At 68.7% G+C, this 16,854-nt stretch carries 15 protein-coding genes; 12 read left to right on the top strand and 3 right to left on the bottom strand.

Features of this window, described 5'->3' with window-relative positions:
* Positions 1-107: 107 nt before the first annotated feature.
* Positions 108-3,623 (top strand): chromosome segregation protein SMC, encoded by a 3,516-nt coding sequence (gene smc / locus ASC59_RS05465; RefSeq protein WP_055819268.1) that lies wholly within the window; start codon positions 108-110, stop codon positions 3,621-3,623.
* Here the strand turns inward: smc and ASC59_RS05460 are convergent.
* Positions 3,620-4,999, bottom strand: a complete 1,380-nt coding sequence (locus tag ASC59_RS05460) for an FAD-binding oxidoreductase (RefSeq protein WP_055819266.1) — start codon at positions 4,997-4,999, stop codon at positions 3,620-3,622. The two genes, smc and ASC59_RS05460, sit on opposite strands and share 4 nt — an antisense overlap.
* Before the next feature lie 102 nt (positions 5,000-5,101).
* Between ASC59_RS05460 and ftsY the strand changes: the two genes are divergently transcribed.
* From ftsY to ffh, 3 genes are read left to right on the top strand one after another with little or no spacing between them, the layout of a single operon-like run.
* Positions 5,102-5,977 (top strand): signal recognition particle-docking protein FtsY, encoded by an 876-nt coding sequence (gene ftsY, locus ASC59_RS05455; RefSeq protein ID WP_055819263.1) that lies wholly within the window; start codon positions 5,102-5,104, stop codon positions 5,975-5,977.
* A gap of 57 nt (positions 5,978-6,034) precedes the next feature.
* On the top strand, positions 6,035-6,535 hold the full coding sequence (locus ASC59_RS05450; protein WP_055819260.1) for a DUF2004 domain-containing protein: 501 nt from the start codon (positions 6,035-6,037) through the stop codon (positions 6,533-6,535).
* Between the two features lie 38 nt (positions 6,536-6,573).
* Positions 6,574-8,145 carry a signal recognition particle protein gene (gene ffh, locus ASC59_RS05445; RefSeq protein ID WP_055819257.1) on the top strand — a complete coding sequence of 524 codons (1,572 nt, stop codon included), beginning with the start codon at positions 6,574-6,576 and terminating at the stop codon, positions 8,143-8,145.
* 127 nt (positions 8,146-8,272) lie between these two features.
* On the opposite strand, the gene ASC59_RS05440 is transcribed toward ffh, so the two are convergent.
* On the bottom strand, positions 8,273-9,073 hold the full coding sequence (locus ASC59_RS05440) for a phosphatase PAP2 family protein (protein ID WP_055819254.1): 801 nt from the start codon (positions 9,071-9,073) through the stop codon (positions 8,273-8,275).
* 97 nt (positions 9,074-9,170) lie between these two features.
* Between ASC59_RS05440 and ASC59_RS05435 the strand changes: the two genes are divergently transcribed.
* From ASC59_RS05435 to ppk2, 3 genes are all read left to right on the top strand, one after another.
* Positions 9,171-9,962, top strand: a complete 792-nt coding sequence (locus ASC59_RS05435) for an LLM class F420-dependent oxidoreductase (RefSeq protein ID WP_055819251.1) — start codon at positions 9,171-9,173, stop codon at positions 9,960-9,962.
* A gap of 154 nt (positions 9,963-10,116) precedes the next feature.
* Positions 10,117-11,565: a GH1 family beta-glucosidase gene (locus tag ASC59_RS05430; protein WP_055822878.1), complete on the top strand. Its 1,449-nt coding sequence runs from the start codon at positions 10,117-10,119 to the stop codon at positions 11,563-11,565.
* Positions 11,566-11,597: 32 nt separating this feature from the next.
* Positions 11,598-12,464, top strand: a complete 867-nt coding sequence (ppk2, locus tag ASC59_RS05425; RefSeq protein WP_082513413.1) for a polyphosphate kinase 2 — start codon at positions 11,598-11,600, stop codon at positions 12,462-12,464.
* 23 nt (positions 12,465-12,487) lie between these two features.
* Here ppk2 and ASC59_RS05420 read toward each other — a convergent pair whose 3' ends face one another.
* Positions 12,488-13,633: a glutamate--cysteine ligase gene (locus ASC59_RS05420; protein ID WP_055819248.1), complete on the bottom strand. Its 1,146-nt coding sequence runs from the start codon at positions 13,631-13,633 to the stop codon at positions 12,488-12,490.
* A 130-nt stretch (positions 13,634-13,763) separates the two neighbouring features.
* On the opposite strand from ASC59_RS05420, the gene ASC59_RS05415 reads away from it, so the two are divergent.
* The 5 genes from ASC59_RS05415 to rimM all read left to right on the top strand — a co-directional run bounded on the left by ASC59_RS05415 (position 13,764) and on the right by rimM (position 16,848).
* Complete coding sequence (locus tag ASC59_RS05415) at positions 13,764-14,672, top strand: DMT family transporter (RefSeq protein ID WP_055822874.1); 909 nt, start codon at positions 13,764-13,766, stop codon at positions 14,670-14,672.
* Positions 14,669-15,355: an ArsR/SmtB family transcription factor gene (locus ASC59_RS05410; protein ID WP_055819245.1), complete on the top strand. Its 687-nt coding sequence runs from the start codon at positions 14,669-14,671 to the stop codon at positions 15,353-15,355. The genes ASC59_RS05415 and ASC59_RS05410 overlap by 4 nt, the downstream gene beginning before the upstream one ends.
* A gap of 175 nt (positions 15,356-15,530) precedes the next feature.
* On the top strand, positions 15,531-15,950 hold the full coding sequence (gene rpsP, locus ASC59_RS05405; RefSeq protein ID WP_055819242.1) for a 30S ribosomal protein S16: 420 nt from the start codon (positions 15,531-15,533) through the stop codon (positions 15,948-15,950).
* Positions 15,951-15,952: 2 nt separating this feature from the next.
* Positions 15,953-16,195: an RNA-binding protein gene (locus ASC59_RS05400; protein WP_055819239.1), complete on the top strand. Its 243-nt coding sequence runs from the start codon at positions 15,953-15,955 to the stop codon at positions 16,193-16,195.
* Positions 16,192-16,848: a ribosome maturation factor RimM gene (gene rimM, locus ASC59_RS05395; RefSeq protein WP_055819236.1), complete on the top strand. Its 657-nt coding sequence runs from the start codon at positions 16,192-16,194 to the stop codon at positions 16,846-16,848. The genes ASC59_RS05400 and rimM overlap by 4 nt, the downstream gene beginning before the upstream one ends.
* Positions 16,849-16,854: the final 6 nt, after the last annotated feature.

Raw genomic sequence — 16,854 nt, 5'->3', positions numbered from 1 at the left:
TCGCCGACCCGGAACGGCCAGCCGACCAGCCTAGCCGCCTGCCGGGCTGAAGGCCATGTGTCCGGTACCGTTGTGGCAGACATCCGCCCGGTGGAAAGAGGCACGCGTTGTACCTGAAGAGCCTGACCCTGAAGGGGTTCAAGTCCTTCGCGCAGCCGACCACGTTCGCCTTCGAACCCGGCGTCACCTGCGTGGTCGGCCCCAACGGCTCCGGCAAGTCGAACGTCGTCGACGCGCTCGCCTGGGTGATGGGGGAGCAGGGCGCCAAGACTCTCCGCGGCGGCAAGATGGAGGACGTCATCTTCGCGGGCACCTCCACCCGCGGACCGCTCGGACGGGCCGAGGTCACCCTGACCATCGACAACTCGGACGGCGCGCTGCCGATCGAGTACACCGAGGTCACCATCAGTCGCACGCTGTTCCGCAACGGATCGAGCGAGTACGCGATCAACGGACAGGGCTGCCGCCTCCTCGACGTGCAGGAACTGCTGAGCGACTCGGGCCTCGGCCGAGAGATGCACGTGATCGTCGGCCAGGGCCAACTCGACGCCGTGCTGCGCGCCAGCCCGGAGGAGCGCCGCGGCTTCATCGAGGAGGCTGCCGGCATCCTCAAGCACCGACGTCGCAAAGAGAAGACCGTACGCAAGCTCGAGGCGATGCAGACCAATCTCACCCGGCTGTCCGACCTCGCCGGCGAGATCCGACGCCAGTTGAAGCCATTGGGCAGGCAGGCCGAGATCGCCCGCGAGGCCCAGTCCATCGCGGCCATCGTCCGCGACGCCCGGGCCAGACTCCTCGCCGATGAGGTGCTCACCCTGCGCAACGCGCTCGACGGCTACACGCGCAGCGAGCACGAGAGACACAGCGAGCGCATCGTGCTGCAGGCGCAGCTCGACCAGAAGCAGTTGCGCATCCAGCGCATCGAGCAGGAGCAGGTCGGAGATGCCGTCGACGGGGCACGCCGAACCGCCTTCGGGCTGGAATCGGTGCAGGAACGCCTGCGCGGTCTCTACACGCTGGCCAATCAGCGCATCGCCCTGCTCGGTGGCGAGTCCGAGGCTCCGGATGCCGGTCCTTCGGTCAGCCAGCAGATGATCGACGAGTCGGCGGCAGAGATCGTGCGCCTGCAGGAGGTCGTGGTGCTCGCCGAGAGCGCCCTGCAGCAGGCCCAGCTCGCGACCGCAGCGGCGCGTCACTCACTCGACGGAGTCGACGAGGAGATCGCATCGCAGAGCGCCCTCGTCTCGCGCCATGACCTCGAGATCACGAAGCTCACCGGGCAGGCGGATGCCGCGGCGTCGCGCCTCGCGGCAGTGCGCGGCGAGGTGCTGCGCCAGGAGAACGCCCTGGAGGCGGCGCGCGAACGTCACAGCGCCGTCCGAGCCGAGTTCGCCCTGCTCGAGGCCGAGGCCGCGACGGCCGACGTCGGAGAGACCGATCTCGACGAGGCCTACGAACTGGCCCAGGGATCGCTGTTCGAAGCCGAGGCCGAGATCGAGCGAATCCGTGACGAACTGCACGGCCACGAACGCGAACGCGACGCCCTCGCAGCCAAGACCAGCGCACTGTCGTCGGCCCTCGACCAGAAGGACGGCTCTGCTGCACTCGTCGCGGCCGGTCTGGACGGGGTCCTCGGACTCGTCGCCGAGCACGTGCAGGTGCACCCCGGCTACGAGGCCGCCATCGCCGCAGCCCTCGGGACTCTCGCCGATGCCGTGCTGGCCGAGGATCTCGAGGCCGCATCCGCAGCGATCCAGTACGCGATCGCCGAGGAGCTCGGCCGCGTCGAGGTCGTCGTCGCGCGGCCCGATCGTGCGGTGGCGGCAGCGGTGGCCGGCGACGGCTCCGTTGCCGCATCCGGAGTGGTGAACGCTCCCGACGGAGTTCTCAGCCTGCTGGCGAACACCGTCATCGTCGACGACCTCGCCGCCGCTCGTGCAGCCTGGCGCGGCGGGCTGGCGGATGCCGCCGTCCCCGTCACCGTCATCACCCGCGCGGGCGACGTGCTCACCACCTTCGTGCTGCGCGGCGGCAACGGCGCCAAGCGGTCACGCCTCGAACTCGTCGCCGAGCGGGACGCGGCGGCGGAGCGCCTCGACGACGTGACCTCGATCATCGAGCGGTCCCGCTTCACGCTGGCCGAGCAGCGCGGCATCCTGCAGGTTGCGAAGGAGCAGTCGGCATCGTCCCTCGCCGCGCTGCGCGAGTTCGACTCCCAGCTGGCAGCGGCCGCCGAGAAGCTCAATCGTGCCAGGGTGCAGTCCGAGGCTGCCGGCGCCGAGCAGGCACGTCTCGATGCGGCGCTGCAGCTCGCGGCCGAGCGGGTCGCCGAGGCCGAGAGCACGGCGACCGCAGCCAGGGCGGCTCTGGAGGCCGCCACCTCGAAGCCGCGTCCGATCCTCGACGTCTCGGCCCGTGACAGCCTGCTCGTCGAGCTGGAGTCAGCGCGCGAACGCGAGATCGAGGCCCGGTTGGCGCTCGAGACCGCCCGCGAGCGCGTGCGCGCCGAACAGGCCCGGTCTGCCGGGCTGGTGCGCCAGCGCGAATCAGAGCGCTCGGCAGCGGAGGAGGCCGCCCGTCGCGCCGTCATCAGGCGCCGGCAGGTGGAGTCGGCAACCGCCGTGACCGAGGCGCTGCCCGCGGTGCTCAGCTCGGTGGACGCATCCGTGGCCCAGGCGAGACTCGAACTGGCGACCGCCGAAGCCCAGCGCGCGAGCCAGAACGAGGAGCTCGTCGCCCTGCGTCGCGACGAGGCGGCGACGCGAGAACGGCTCAATGCCATCACGGAGAACGTGCACGGTCTCGAACTGCAGATCTACGAGAAGAAGCTGCACCTGTCGAGTCTGCTCGAGCGCGCCGGTTCCGAACTGGGGCTGGTCGAGGACGTGCTGATCGCGGAATACGGACCAGAGGAGCCCGTGCCGGCCGAGGTCGAGGGCGGAGAGCCCGGGATCTTCGATCGAGCCGAGCAGAAGAAGCGCCTCGAGAAGGCCGAACGCACCTTCGCCCAGCTCGGCCGGGTGAATCCGCTCGCCCTGGAGGAGTTCGCAGCGCTCGAGCAGCGGCACAAGTTCCTCACGGAACAGCTCACCGACCTGACGAACACCCGCAAGGACCTGATCACGATCATCGAGGAGATCGACGAGAAGATGCAGGTCATCTTCGCCGCGGCCTTCGACGACACGCAAGCGGCCTTCGGCGAGGTGTTCCCGATCCTCTTCCCCGGAGGCGTCGGGAGCATCACGCTCACGGACCCCGAGAACATGTTGACCACCGGCATCGAAGTGGCCGTGAAGCCGGCAGGCAAGAAGATCGAACGGTTGTCGCTGCTGTCGGGCGGGGAGCGGTCCCTGGCGGCCGTTGCGTTGCTCATCGCCATCTTCAAGGCGCGCCCCAGCCCGTTCTACATCATGGACGAGGTCGAGGCCGCCCTCGATGACGCGAACCTCGGGCGGCTGCTCACGATCTTCCAGGACCTGCGCGAATCGAGCCAGCTCATCGTGATCACCCACCAGAAGCGCACCATGGAGATCGCCGACGCCCTCTACGGCGTCTCGATGCGTCAGGACGGCGTCTCGGCCGTCGTGGGGCAGCGGGTGGCGGAGGAGCGCGCGAGCGCCTAGCTGCTGCTGCCGGGCAGCGCCCGATTGCTGCGGATGATTCCGGTCGGATCGACGCGCTCCTTCACCGCGCGCAGTCGTTCGAGTGTCGCGGAGTCGAAGGCGTCCGCAAGCCCCGTTCCGCGGCCGAGGAAGGTCGGAACCATGCCGGTGGTGGGGTGGGCGTCGGCGAACTGCCGGAGCGGCTGGAGGGCGGCATCCGCCGCAGCGGCCATCTCGGGCGTGAAGGCGAGAACACCGGAACTGATGAGCGCTCGCGCGTCGAGGGCGCCGACCACAGCGTCGTCGACCTCGGAATCCGCCCCGATCGCACCACCGAGCGGGCGCACACTCACGCGGCTGAGGCCACCCTCGACGCCGGCCAGGAATGCGCCGACGAATTCGGTGGCCGTCGCCCGATCGAAGCCGTCGACGGCTCCGCCCCAGTCGATCGTGGGCATCGGGTCCGTCGGCTCGGCGGCAACTGCCGCCAGGCCGCCGATCGTGAATGACGTCAGCGCATCGAGCAGGGGAGTGCCGACGGCGCGCAGCCTGTCGACGATCGGAGCTGCGGATGCGGCATCCCCGATATGCACGAACGCCACCGAGGCTATGGTCTGGCCGCGCAGGGGTTCGGGGAGCTGGGGCATGTCGGGGAATCGCGCCAGCGAGATGTCCAGGCCCAGCCTCGGGTCGGTCGCGGCCAGGTCGAATCCGGTGACGACGGCGTCGATGCCCACGGTGATCGGGAAGACGATGCTTCCTCCGAACAGCGTGTCGGCCGGGTGGAGGGTGAACTCGATCGCCGTGATCACGCCGAAGAGGCCGCCGCCGCCCCGCAGAGCCCAGAACAGTTCGGGATCGCTCGCTGCTGTGATCCGGCGCGACTCGCCGCTCGCGTCCACCAAGTCGACTGCTGTCACCGAGCGCGAGGCGAGGCCGAAGGCGCGGCTGAACATGGAGTGGCCGCCGGCGATCGAATAGCCGACGGCGTTGACCTCGGGGTTGCTTCCGGCCAGGGCGATGAGCCCCGTTCCGTCGAGCGCTGTGAGCACGCGACCCCAGTTCACCCCTGCGCCGACGCGCGCCGTGCGGGCCTCGACATCGATGGTGATCTCGTCGAAGGCCGTCGGTCGGATCAGCACGACCCCGTCGAGCGATCCGTTGGCTCCGTGCCCATTGGGCTGCACGGTGACCCCGAGCCCAGACGCCGCGGCCGCGGCCAGCACTGCCCGCACCTCCTCGACGTCGGCCGGGGTCACGACAGCGGCTGGGCGCTGATCGACCGAGAGGTTCCAGGCAGCGCGAGCGGCGTCGTAGCCGGGATCGTCTGGGAGGATCACGGCGCCGGTGACGGTGCGCTGCAGATCGGCGATGGCGGACGGGATGGTCGATGTCACGGGAGCACTCCAGACGACGGTGGGTGAAATCTGAGGATGCCTCGAACTTTAGCGCCGCCGACCGACACGCAGGAAGACCGCTCGCGCCAGTACGCTGGACGCATGGCAGAACGCAGTTCCTGGTCGCTCTCCGGCGCCCTCCGCGGCATGTTCGCGAAGAAGACGATCGACGATGAGACCTGGGACGACCTCGAGGACGCCCTCATCACGGCGGACTTCGGTCCCGACCTCACCGAGGCGATCGTCGCCGACCTCCGTTCGAAGGTCGCCCGCTACAACACCACCGACCCGAAGGACCTGCAGCGGATGCTCCGCGAGGGCATCGAGGAGAGGCTCGCGCGCTTCGACACGACGTTGAAGCTCAGCGACCGGCCAGCCGTCGTGCTCGTCGTCGGCGTGAACGGCGTCGGTAAGACGACGACGATCGGCAAGTTCGCCAAGTTCCTGGGCAACTACGGACGCAGCGTGCTCGTGGGAGCGGCCGACACGTTCCGGGCCGCTGCCGTCGATCAGCTCGCGACCTGGGCGGAGCGGGCCGGTGCCTCGATCGTGCGCCCGCAGCAGCAGGGCCAGGATCCGGCATCCGTCGCCTTCCAGACCATCGAGCGAGCCAAGCTCGAGGGCTTCGAGATCGTGCTCATCGACACTGCCGGCAGGCTCCAGACCAAGGGCGGGCTCATGGACGAGCTCACCAAGATCCGCCGGGTGATCGAGAAGCAGGCCCCCATCGCCGAGGTGCTGCTCGTGCTCGACGCCACCACAGGCCAGAACGGGCTCGCCCAGGCCGAGGCCTTCGTCGAGCACGCCGGAGTCACCGGGCTCGTGCTCACCAAGCTCGACGGCTCGGCCAAGGGAGGCTTCGTTCTCAGCGTGCAGGACAAGACCGGCATCCCCATCAAGCTCGTGGGCCAGGGCGAGGGCATCGGCGACCTCACCGGATTCACGCCCCACGTCTTCGCGCAGCAGCTCGTCGGCTGAGCGTCCGGCTCAGCTCGACCGCCCGACGCCGCACCGCACACACGAAAGGATCGCCTGATGTCGATCGAACACGACTTCTTCGGACTCCTCGACGGCGATGACGGTGAGCTGCACTGGTCGGAGGGCGTGGACGCGGGCGATCAGTACGTCGACGTCGACCTGCGTGCTCCGAACGAGCAGTCGGTGACGGATGAGGCCCTCGACGTGGCCGCCGCCATGGTGAACTCCCTCGAACAGCTCGATTCGCGTGCTCGGGAGGCCTTCGTCGCCGAGGTGGGGCAGGAGGGCTCCAATGCGATGCTCTACCTCACCTCCCAGTTCGCCGAGCTCGACCCCGAGATCCTGCTCGAGTCGCTCGACTACGACTCCGGTGACCGCGAGATCGACGTGCTCCGCTCGCTCAAGCTCCTCCGGGTGGGCTTCCATCCCCATCACTCCGGGTCCGAGGAGCAGTTCGCCGTGTTCGAGTACGCGCTGGCTCCCGACGAGTCGGACAGTATCCTGAGCGCCTCCTTCGACATGAAGGGCGACGTGGTCTCGACGGACGTCGACGCCTGACCCGGACCACCGCGGCGCACCGGTAAACTGGCTGCACCATGGCTACATTCGGAACCCTCTCTGATCGGCTCGCCGATACCTTCAAGAACCTCCGCACCAAGGGCAAGCTGTCGGCGGCCGACGTCGATGGCACCGTCCGCGAGATCCGGAGGGCCCTGCTCGACGCCGACGTCGCCCTCGACGTGGTCAAGGAGTTCACGGGGAAGGTGCGCGAGCGTGCCCTCGGCGATGAGGTCAACAAGGCGCTGAACCCGGCCCAGCAGGTCGTGCAGATCGTCAACGAGGAGCTCGTGCAGATCCTCGGCGGCCAGCAGCGTCGTCTCGAGTTCGCGAAGAAGCCGCCGACGGTCATCATGCTGGCCGGCCTCCAGGGTGCCGGCAAGACCACGCTCGCGGGCAAGCTGGCCAAGTGGCTCGTGAAGGACGGCCACACGCCGCTCCTGGTCGCGAGCGACCTGCAGCGCCCCAACGCCGTCACGCAGCTCCAGGTCGTCGGCGAGCAGGCCGGCGTTCCGGTGTTCGCACCCGAGCCGGGCAACGGCGTCGGCAACCCCGTGAGGGTCGCGAAGGACGGCGTGAAGTTCGCCGTGCAGAAGCAGTACGACACCGTCATCGTCGACACCGCCGGTCGTCTCGGTGTCGACGCCGAGCTCATGAAGCAGGCCGGCGACATCCGCAAGGCCATCGATCCCGACGAGGTGCTCTTCGTCATCGACGCGATGATCGGTCAGGATGCCGTCGCGACGGCGAAGGCCTTCCAGGACGGCGTCGACTTCACCGGCGTCGTGCTCTCCAAGCTCGACGGCGACGCGCGCGGTGGCGCTGCCCTCTCGGTCGCATCCGTCACCGGTCGCCCGATCATCTTCGCCTCGACGGGTGAGGGCCTGGACGACTTCGAGCCGTTCCACCCCGACCGCATGGCGAGCCGCATCCTCGACCTCGGTGACATCCTCACGCTCATCGAGCAGGCGCAGGGCGCCTTCGACGAGGAGGAGGCCCGCAAGGTCGCCGAGAAGTTCGCGACCGACACCTTCACCCTCGACGACTTCCTCAGCCAGATGCAGCAGCTGCGCAACATGGGCTCGATCAAGAAGATGATGGGCATGCTGCCCGGCGCCGGCGCCATGAAGCAGCAGCTCGACAACTTCGACGAGAAGGAGATCGTGCGCACCGAGGCGATCATCCAGTCGATGACCAAGCAGGAGCGGGTGAACCCGAAGCTCCTGAACGGCTCGCGGCGCCTCCGCATCGCCCGCGGTTCAGGGATGACGGTGACCGACGTCAACCAGCTCGTCAGCCGCTTCGAGCAGGCGGCGAAGATGATGAAGACCGTGGCCAAGGGCGGTGTTCCGAATGTGCCGGGCATGGGTCCCATCCCCGGTGCAGGCTTCACCGGTGGCCGCGGCAAGCAGCAGCCCAAGAAGAAGGGCTCGAAGTCGGGCAACCCGGCCAAGCGGGCCGCGGAGAACGCCGCGCTCGCGTCCGGGGTGAAGACGTCGACGGATGCAGCCGCATCCGGAGGCTCGGGCTTCGGTCTCGGCGGCGGCAAGACGCCTGCTGCTGCCCCCACGGCCGAGGAGATGGCCGCGCTCACCAAGTTCCTGCGCTAGCCGGGACGCCCGGCGCCACGCGACGCCATTTCGCGGGGGCCCGCGCCAGTTCGGCTGGCGCGGACGCCCGGGAAATGGCGCAGACGCGTGGCCTGCCTGCGCGCGTGCGGGAACTGGCACGTCCCGCCTAGCCGGAGACCGACTCCTGCGGATCACCGCTCCGGGTGCGCACCGTGCGGTGCGTGTCCAGCGCGATCACGGCACCGAGGATCGCCAGGGACAGCGAGATCGAGCCCAGGGCATCCGTCGGCCAGTGGTAGCCGAGGTAGACGCGACTGACCGCGAGGATCGAGATCGTGGCTGCGGCGACCACGAACGCCGCGATCGTCGAGCCCCGATTGGTGCGGCGCGAGAACACGAGATAGGTCACGAGCAGCACGAAGTTCGACGCCCCGAGCACATGGCCGGAGGGGAAGGAGAACGTGTGGTCGGGACCGAAGAGCATCTCCTCGACCGGCGGTCGCGGCCGTTGCACGAGCGGCGCGATGATCTGGGCCAGAACGACCCCGACCAGCATTCCGCCCGCGAGCAGCAGGGGCCGCCACGCGTGCTTGGCCAGAACGCCCCAGGTCACGGTCGTGACGAGGATGACGATGGGCATGGCGATGGGGCCGAAGGCCACGGCGAGGACGATCATCACCTGCGTCAGAACGGGGGAGCGGCCGGACTGAGCCCACTGCGAGAAGGGCTCGTCGATCACCGAGACTCCCGCGCGCAGCTTCACGCTCAACAGGATGGCGACGAACAGCGCCAGACCCACAATCACGAGGATCAGGGCCGTGCGCATCAGCGCATGCCGGTCGCCCGGGTCGACGTAGCGGACCTCCACGATGAACTTCTCGTTCAGGTCTCTGGCGCGCCTGCGGTACCCGGGTGCAGGTGCACTCGCGTCGGTGCGCCGGCTCCCGCCTGTGTCGTCGCTGCTCATGTCGGGCCTTCGCTGCTGGTGGTGGACAACACACTGTACCCACTCGAAACAGGCCTCCCGGCCCGCACCGGGGCTGGGGCCGCCATAGGCTGGACACATGACCACAGATGCCAGAGATCGTTCCGTCCGTGTCGGTGTCCAGGTGCAGCCGCAGCATGCGCACTACGCGAAGATCCGTGACACTGTCTCCGAGCTCGAGGACCTCGGCGTCGACATCCTCTTCAACTGGGACCACTTCTATCCGCTGAGCGGCCCCGCCGACGGTGAGCACTACGAGTCGTGGACCATGCTCGCGGCCTGGGCCGAGCAGACCAGCCGCGTCGAGATCGGCGCCCTCGTCAACTGCAACAGCTACCGCAACGCCGACCTGCAGGCCGACATGGCCCGCACCATCGACAACATCAGCGACGGACGCTTCATCTTCGGCACCGGCGCCGGCTGGTTCGAGCGCGACTACGACGAGTACGGGTACGAGTTCGGGACCCCGGGCACCCGTATCAAGGCGCTCGGGGAGGCCCTGCCCAGGATCGAGGAGCGGTGGACGAAGCTCAACCCGCCGCCCGTTCGCGACATCCCGATCCTGATCGGTGGCGGGGGAGAGAGGAAGACCCTCCGCATCGTCGCCCAGCACGCTGACGTCTGGCACAGCTTCTCCGATCCGGCGACACTCGAGCACAAGCTCGGCGTGCTCGACGAGCACTGCGCCGCCGTCGGTCGCGACCCCCGCGAGATCGAGGTCTCGATCGAGCTGCGCCGACAGAGCGACGCCGACGTCGAGGCGCTCTACGCGCTCGGCGCGCGGCTCTTCACCCTCGGCATCAGCGGGCCGGACTACGACATCGAGCCGGTGCGCCGCTGGCTCGCCTGGCGCGACGGCAAGAACGCCTGACCTGCCCCCGCCGCCCCTGACGTCCACGGGCGGCATCCTGTCCCCGGACGACTGATCTCCTGAAAACCGAGCAACGTTCGCTTACCGGGCTGTAAGTTCTATGAGTGGACAGCAATCGCGGCGCCGCGCGCCGTGCGAACAGAAAGTGACCTTCATGACCACGGGCAACGCCGACTACCGCGACTCCGGCCTCGACTTCCCAGCCGACTTCCTCTTCGGCTCAGCGACAGCGTCCTACCAGATCGAGGGAGCCGCATCCGAGGACGGCCGCGGCCCGTCGATCTGGGACACCTTCAGCCACACCCCGGGAAAGGTCTGGAACGGCGACACCGGCGACGTCGCCGACGACCACTACCACCGGCTCGACGAGGACCTCGACCTCATGAAGAGCCTGGGCCTCGAGGCGTACAGGTTCTCGATCGCGTGGCCGCGCATCCAGCCGACCGGTCGAGGCGAGGCGAACGAGGCCGGCCTGGCGTTCTACGAGCGCCTCGTCGACGGCCTGATCAGCCGCGGCATCCGTCCCATCGCAACGCTCTACCACTGGGACCTTCCCCAGGCGCTCGAGGACGAGGGCGGGTGGACCAACCGAGCAACGGCGTACGCCTTCGCCGACTACGCCCGCATCGTGGGCGAGCGACTCGGCGATCGAATCGAGGTGTGGACGACGCTCAACGAGCCGTGGTGCTCCGCGTACCTCGGCTACGGCTCGGGGGCACACGCGCCCGGCATCATGGACGGCGCATCGGCGCTGGCCGCCGTGCACCACCTGAACCTCGCGCACGGTCTCGCGATCCGCGCGCTGCAGGAGGTCGTCACGAACGACCCCGGCTTCTCGATCACGCTCAACCTCCACGTCATCCGTCCCGTCGGCGAATCCGGAGCCGAGGCCGCCCGACGCATCGACGGCCTCGCGAACCGCGTCTTCCTCGGCCCGCTGCTGCACGGCGAGTACCCGGCCGACGTTCTCGAGGACACGAAGGACGTCACGGACTGGGCCTTCGTGCAGGAGGGCGACACGGCGCTCATCAAGCAGCCGATCTCGGTTCTGGGCGTGAACTACTACTCCACCGTCACCGTACGGATGTGGGACGGCGTGAGCGAGCGCGTGAACGCCGACGGGCACAAGGACATGGGCGGTTCGCCCTGGCCGGGCTCGCGAGACGTGGAGTTCCTCCCGCAGGACGGGCCGTACACGGAGATGGGCTGGAACATCGATCCCTCTGGACTCGAGGAGCTGCTGGTCTCGCTCCACGACGAGTTCCCCGAGCTTCCGCTCATGGTCACCGAGAACGGTGCGGCGTTCGACGACGTCGTCACCCAGGAGGACGACGGTCCGGCCGTGCACGACATCGATCGCACCGACTACCTCCGCCGCCACTTCACCGCCGCCCACCGTGCCATGCAGCGCGGTGTGGACCTGCGCGGGTACCAGGTCTGGTCGCTGATGGACAACTTCGAGTGGGGCTACGGCTACTCGAAGCGGTTCGGAATCGTGCGGGTCGACTTCGACACCCTCGAGCGCCTGCCCAAGGACTCGGCGAAGTGGTACTCGGAGCTCATCCGCACGCGGAGCATCCCCGAGACCCCTGCGGCGTACTGAACGCGACTGTCCTGACATCCGGCCTCGGTAGCATGGATCCAATGACGACGAGCGACCCGGCCATCAGCCTCCCTGTTCCGGCGGATGCCGCCTGGCAGCACCAGTACCCCTACAGCGAGAAGATGTCGCGCCGGGATTACGAGAAGCAGAAGCGGCGCCTGCAGATCGAGCTGCTGAAGCTGCAGGCGTGGGTCAAGGACACCGATCAGAAGATCGTGATCCTGTTCGAGGGTCGCGACGCAGCGGGCAAGGGCGGATCGATCAAGCGCTTCACCGAGCACTTGAACCCCCGCGGTGCCCGCGTCGTCGCCCTGTCCGTGCCGACCGAGCGCGAACGGCGCCAGTGGTACTTCCAGCGCTACGTCGAGCACCTCCCGACCGGCGGCGAGATCGTGCTCTTCGACCGGTCCTGGTACAACCGGGCCGGAGTCGAGCACGTGATGGGCTACTGCACGCCGAAGGAGTACGCGGAGTTCATCCGGTCCGCGCCGGAGTTCGAACGGATGCTCGTGCAGAGCGACGTGAGCGTCATCAAGTTCTGGTTCTCGGTCGGGCGGGAGGAGCAGCGCGTGAGGTTCGCCTCGCGCAGCGATGACGCCGTCAAGCAATGGAAGCTGTCACCGACCGACCTCGCGAGCCTGGACAAGTGGGACGACTACTCGGCGGCGAAGGAGGCGATGTTCGCCGCGACCGACACTCCCCACGCACCGTGGACGGTGGTCAAGTCCAACGACAAGAAACGTGCGCGCATCGAGGCCATGCGCTGGGTGCTGTCGCGGTTCGACTACCCGGGCAAGGACGCCGCCATCGTCGGCGTTCCCGACCCCCTCGTCATCGGCAGCCCGTCGGTCGTCTACGACGAGGGCGAGACGCCGATCGCGCCGCCAGAGGTGGCCTGAGCAACCGACCCCGACGATGCTCGTCAGGCGACCGGCAGCGGCCGCCCGGCGCGCATCTCGCGCACCAGGTGCTCCACGACCTTCGTCAGGTCTCCGCCCGACGCCTCCGCGACGGCGAGCTGGCGCTGATAGCTGCCGCCGGCATCGAGCACCGCGATCACCTGGGAGAGTTCCTCGGTGCAGTCCAGGCGCTCCGCGACGGGCATGAGGGCCTCGACCAGTTCGCGCAGGTCGTCGGTCACCAGCCTCTCGCGGCCGGAGGCATCGAGGATGATCTCGGCGTCGAGGCCGTATCGCGCTGCCCGCCACTTGTTCTCGCGGGTGTACCAGGGCTGCAGCCAGGCGAGGGTCTCGCCGTTGTCCAGTCGCTCGCTCATCCAGTCGACGAGGCACTGGATCAGCGCGGCGAGGGCGCCGAGCTCCAGTGTCGTCGGCACGCCGTCGCAGGCCCGCGTCTCGAGGGTTCCCCACTTCGGCGATGGGCGGATGTCGGTGCGCACCTCGCTGTCGTCGTCGATGACGCCGGTGACGACCATGTCGTCGACGAACTGCTCGTAGGCCGCCCAGTCCTCGAACTGCCACGGGAGACCCGCCGTGGGCAGCTGCTGGAACATCAGGGCGCGGTTCGAGGCGTAGCCCGTGTCGACGCCGGCCCAGAACGGGCTCGATGCCGAGAGGGCCTGCAGGTGCGGGATGTAGCTGAGCAGGGCGCCGAGGATCGGGATGGCCTTGTCGCGCGACTCGATGCCGACGTGGACGTGCACGCCCCAGATCATCATGTTGCGGCCCCAGTACTGGGTGCGGTCGATGAGGCGGTGGTAGCGCTCCTTGTCGGTGACCTGCTGGTCGTACCACTGGCTGAACGGGTGCGACCCGGCGCACATGAGGTCGGCGCCGAACGGCTCGGCAGCCGACCGCACCTCATCGACGAGCTCGCCCATCTGGGCGACGGCGCCGCCCACGGTGTCGTGCACTCCCGAGACGATCTCGACGGTGTTGAGCAGCAGCTCCGTCGTGATGTGCGGGTGGTGCTCCTCGTCGTCCGGGCGCACGGCCTCCAGCACCTGCGGGGCCACCCCGGTGAGCTCACCGCTGTCCTTGTCGACGAGGGCGAGTTCCCACTCGATGCCGACGGTCGAGCGTTCCGATCGGGCGAAACTGATGTGCACGCGTCAGCCGTTCTCTCCTCGGGCCACCGGTGTGGCGAGCCGCCTGCCTGCCATCCTCGCAGTTCCGCGACGCGACGAGGGCGATGACACTTCGGCCGCCGCCGAACTGCGGGAGGCATACGCTCGATCCATGGTCACCGACACCGCCATCCCCGGCACACGCGCCACACCGCTCACGCTCCTGGCGATCGTCGTGACGGTGCTCGCATGGGCCTCGGCATTCGTCGTCATCAGGGCCGTCGGAGAGCACTTCTCGCCGGGTGCCCTCACCCTGGGCCGGCTGCTGGTCGGATCCGTCGTGCTCGGGGCCGTGCTGCTCGTCACCCGCGGCTGGGTGCGCCCGTCCGCTCGGGACTGGCTGCTGCTCATCGGCTGCGGCATCGCCTGGTTCGCCGTCTACAACATCGCCCTCAACGCCGCGGAGCTCGAACTCGACGCCGGCACCACGGCCATGCTGGTCAACGTCGGCCCGATCCTCATCGCCGTGCTGGCCGGAACGCTGCTGCACGAGGGCATCCCGCCGTGGCTCATCGGCGGTGCTGTCGTGTCCCTCGTGGGCGTCGTGCTCATCTCGGTCGGCAGCCGGGGTGCTGGAGGCGGCAGCGGGTGGGGCATCGCGCTCTGCCTCCTCGCCGCCGCCAGCTACGCCATCGGCGTCATCCTGCAGAAGGTCGTGCTGCGGCGCCTTCCCGCACTGCAGGTCACCTGGATCGCCTGCACCATCGGTGCGCTCGTCTGCCTGCCGTTCCTCGTGCAGCTCGTCGACGAGACCGTCGCAGCGCCTGCCGCGTCGGTGTGGGCTGTCGCCTACCTCGGCGCCGTGCCCACGGCTCTCGCCTTCACGACCTGGGCCTACGCCCTCAGCCGCATGCCGGCCGGCAGGCTCGGCGTGACGACGTACCTCGTGCCGCCTCTCACGATCGGCATCGCGTGGCTGTTCCTCGCCGAGGTCCCCGCTCCATTGCAGGTGGTCGGCGGTGTGATCTGCCTCGCCGGGGTGGCACTGTCCCGGATGCCGACGCGGCGGGTCAGGCCGTGACGAACGCCGCTGATGTCGCCGCCCTCGCCGCTCTGCTCGGCGACCCGACGCGGGCGGCGTTCTGCCTGGCGCTCCTCGATGGGCGGGCGTGGACAGCGGGGGAGCTGGCTCGGCTGGCCGGGGTGAGCCCGGCGACGGCGAGCCAGCACCTTGATCGACTCGTGCGCGGAGGGCTGCTCGCCGAGGAGAGGCAGGGACGCCATCGTTACCTGCGTCTGGCGGGTGCTGATGCCGCTCACCTGGTCGAGGTCCTGTCCTCGAACACCCGTCCGACGGCGTCGCCGAGCTCCTACGCCTCTGTTCGGGCTGATGCCGACCTCGCCGCTGCGCGCACCTGCTACGACCACCTGGCCGGCCGACTCGGCGTCGGGATCCTCGACGCGCTCGACCAGCGTGGCCGCGTCACCCGCGAGGACGGGATCGCGCTCACCGCATCGGGGGCCGCGTGGCTCGAGACCCTCGGAATCGACGTGGCCGGCATCCGTTCCGCCCGCCGTCCCGTCGTCCGGCTCTGCCTCGACTGGACGGAACGCCGCTCGCACCTGGCCGGGGGAGTCGGCGCAGCCCTGGCCGCAGCGTTCCTCGAGCGTGACTGGATCCGCCGCACCGACGGCCGCGCGATCAGGGTGACGGATGCCGGTCGCTCAGGGCTGCGACGCGAGCTCGGACTGGCGATCGGCTGAGGATCCGTCGCCGATTACCCGTTACGGCCGGAATCTGCGAGAATGGTCAATCGAGTTCCTTTTCCGCCCGACCCTCTAATCAGGCCTCTGGAACTCCCCTTGAACCTTTGCCGAGTGTGCACCCCACGCTCACGGCTGTCAGTTCGCCCAACCTCATAGAACACACAGGAGAATTGTGGCTGTCAAGATTCGTCTCAAGCGCCTCGGAAAGATCCGCGCACCCTACTACCGCATCGTCGTCGCCGACTCGCGCACCAAGCGCGACGGTCGCGTGATCGAGGAGATCGGCAAGTACCACCCCACCGAGGAGCCCTCGTTCATCGAGGTCGACTCCGAGCGTGCGCAGTACTGGCTCAGCGTCGGCGCCCAGCCGACCGAGCAGGTCGCCGCCATCCTCAAGCTCACCGGCGACTGGGGCACCTTCAAGGGTGACAAGAATGCCACGAGCACCGTCAAGGTGAAGGAGCCCAAGGCTGCCTTCGTCGCCGACGAGAAGAAGAAGCCGGTCCTCAAGCCCAAGGCCGAGAAGCCGGCCGCCAAGGCCGAGGCTCCCGCCGACGAGGCCGCCGAGGCTGCAACGGACGAGCAGGCCTAGTCTTGCTCGCTCCCGCCGTCGAGCACCTGGTCAAGGGGATCGTCGATCACCCTGATGACGTCCAGGTGCTCACCAAGAACACCCCGCGTGGCGAGATCCTCGAGGTTCGCGTGAACCCCGAGGACCTCGGCCGCGTGATCGGTCGTGCCGGTCGTACCGCGAAGGCGGTGCGTACCCTCGTCACCGCCCTCGCTGACGGTCGGCGGGTTCGCGTCGACGTCGTCGACACCGACTCGGCGCGGTGAACGCCGACGCGCAGAAGCGCACGCAACTGAGAGTCGGTCGCCTCCTGAAGGCGCACGGTCTCAAGGGCGCGATCAAGCTCGAGCTCTACACGGACGCCCCGGAACGACGCTTCGTTCCGGGCGCCGTGTTCAGCCTGCAGGTGCCTCCGGGAACCCCGTGGCACGGCAAGTCGATCGAGCTCATCGAACTCCGCTGGTACAACCAGCACCCCGTCGGGTTCTTCAAGGACGTTCCCGACCGCACCGCGGCAGAGGCTCTCGCCAAGGCGATCCTCTGGGTCGACCAGGATCCGACCGAACTGACCGGTGAAGAGGACGCCTGGTACGACCACCAGCTCGTCGGCCTCGACGTCGTGCGCGACGGAGTCAAGGTCGGTCTCGTCGCCCGCATCGACCACCTTCCCGCCCAGGATCTGATCATCGTGAAGACGGCGACCGGCGAGGTCATGGTCCCCTTCGTCTCGGCGATCGTGCCATCGGTCGACCTCACTGCGGGTGTCGTCACGGTGACGCCGCCGATCGGGCTCTTCGAGGAGATCCCCGACGACGACGATGACGCACCGGATGCCGCGTCCGACGATGAGGCACAGGCCGTCACGTCCGACGATGACGCTCCGGATGCCGCATCCGACGCCGCTCCCTCCGAGAACTGACCCGCT

It is taken from the genome of Leifsonia sp. Root1293, assembly GCF_001425325.1.
Lineage (GTDB): Bacteria > Actinomycetota > Actinomycetes > Actinomycetales > Microbacteriaceae > Orlajensenia.
This window is presented reverse-complemented; position numbering and strand designations above follow the sequence as displayed.

What these genes read in the sequence shown, in the direction of transcription:
- ffh (WP_055819257.1), top strand. Translation starts at nt 6,574, where the DNA reads ATGGCTACATTCGGAACCCTCTCTGATCGGCTCGCCGATACCTTCAAG.
- ASC59_RS05415 (WP_055822874.1), top strand. Translation starts at nt 13,764, where the DNA reads ATGGTCACCGACACCGCCATCCCCGGCACACGCGCCACACCGCTCACG.
- ASC59_RS05450 (WP_055819260.1), top strand. Translation starts at nt 6,035, where the DNA reads ATGTCGATCGAACACGACTTCTTCGGACTCCTCGACGGCGATGACGGT.
- ASC59_RS05435 (WP_055819251.1), top strand. Translation starts at nt 9,171, where the DNA reads ATGACCACAGATGCCAGAGATCGTTCCGTCCGTGTCGGTGTCCAGGTG.
- ftsY (WP_055819263.1), top strand. Translation starts at nt 5,102, where the DNA reads ATGGCAGAACGCAGTTCCTGGTCGCTCTCCGGCGCCCTCCGCGGCATG.
- ASC59_RS05430 (WP_055822878.1), top strand. Translation starts at nt 10,117, where the DNA reads ATGACCACGGGCAACGCCGACTACCGCGACTCCGGCCTCGACTTCCCA.
- ppk2 (WP_082513413.1), top strand. Translation starts at nt 11,598, where the DNA reads ATGGATCCAATGACGACGAGCGACCCGGCCATCAGCCTCCCTGTTCCG.
- ASC59_RS05440 (WP_055819254.1), bottom strand. Translation starts at nt 9,073, where the DNA reads ATGAGCAGCGACGACACAGGCGGGAGCCGGCGCACCGACGCGAGTGCA.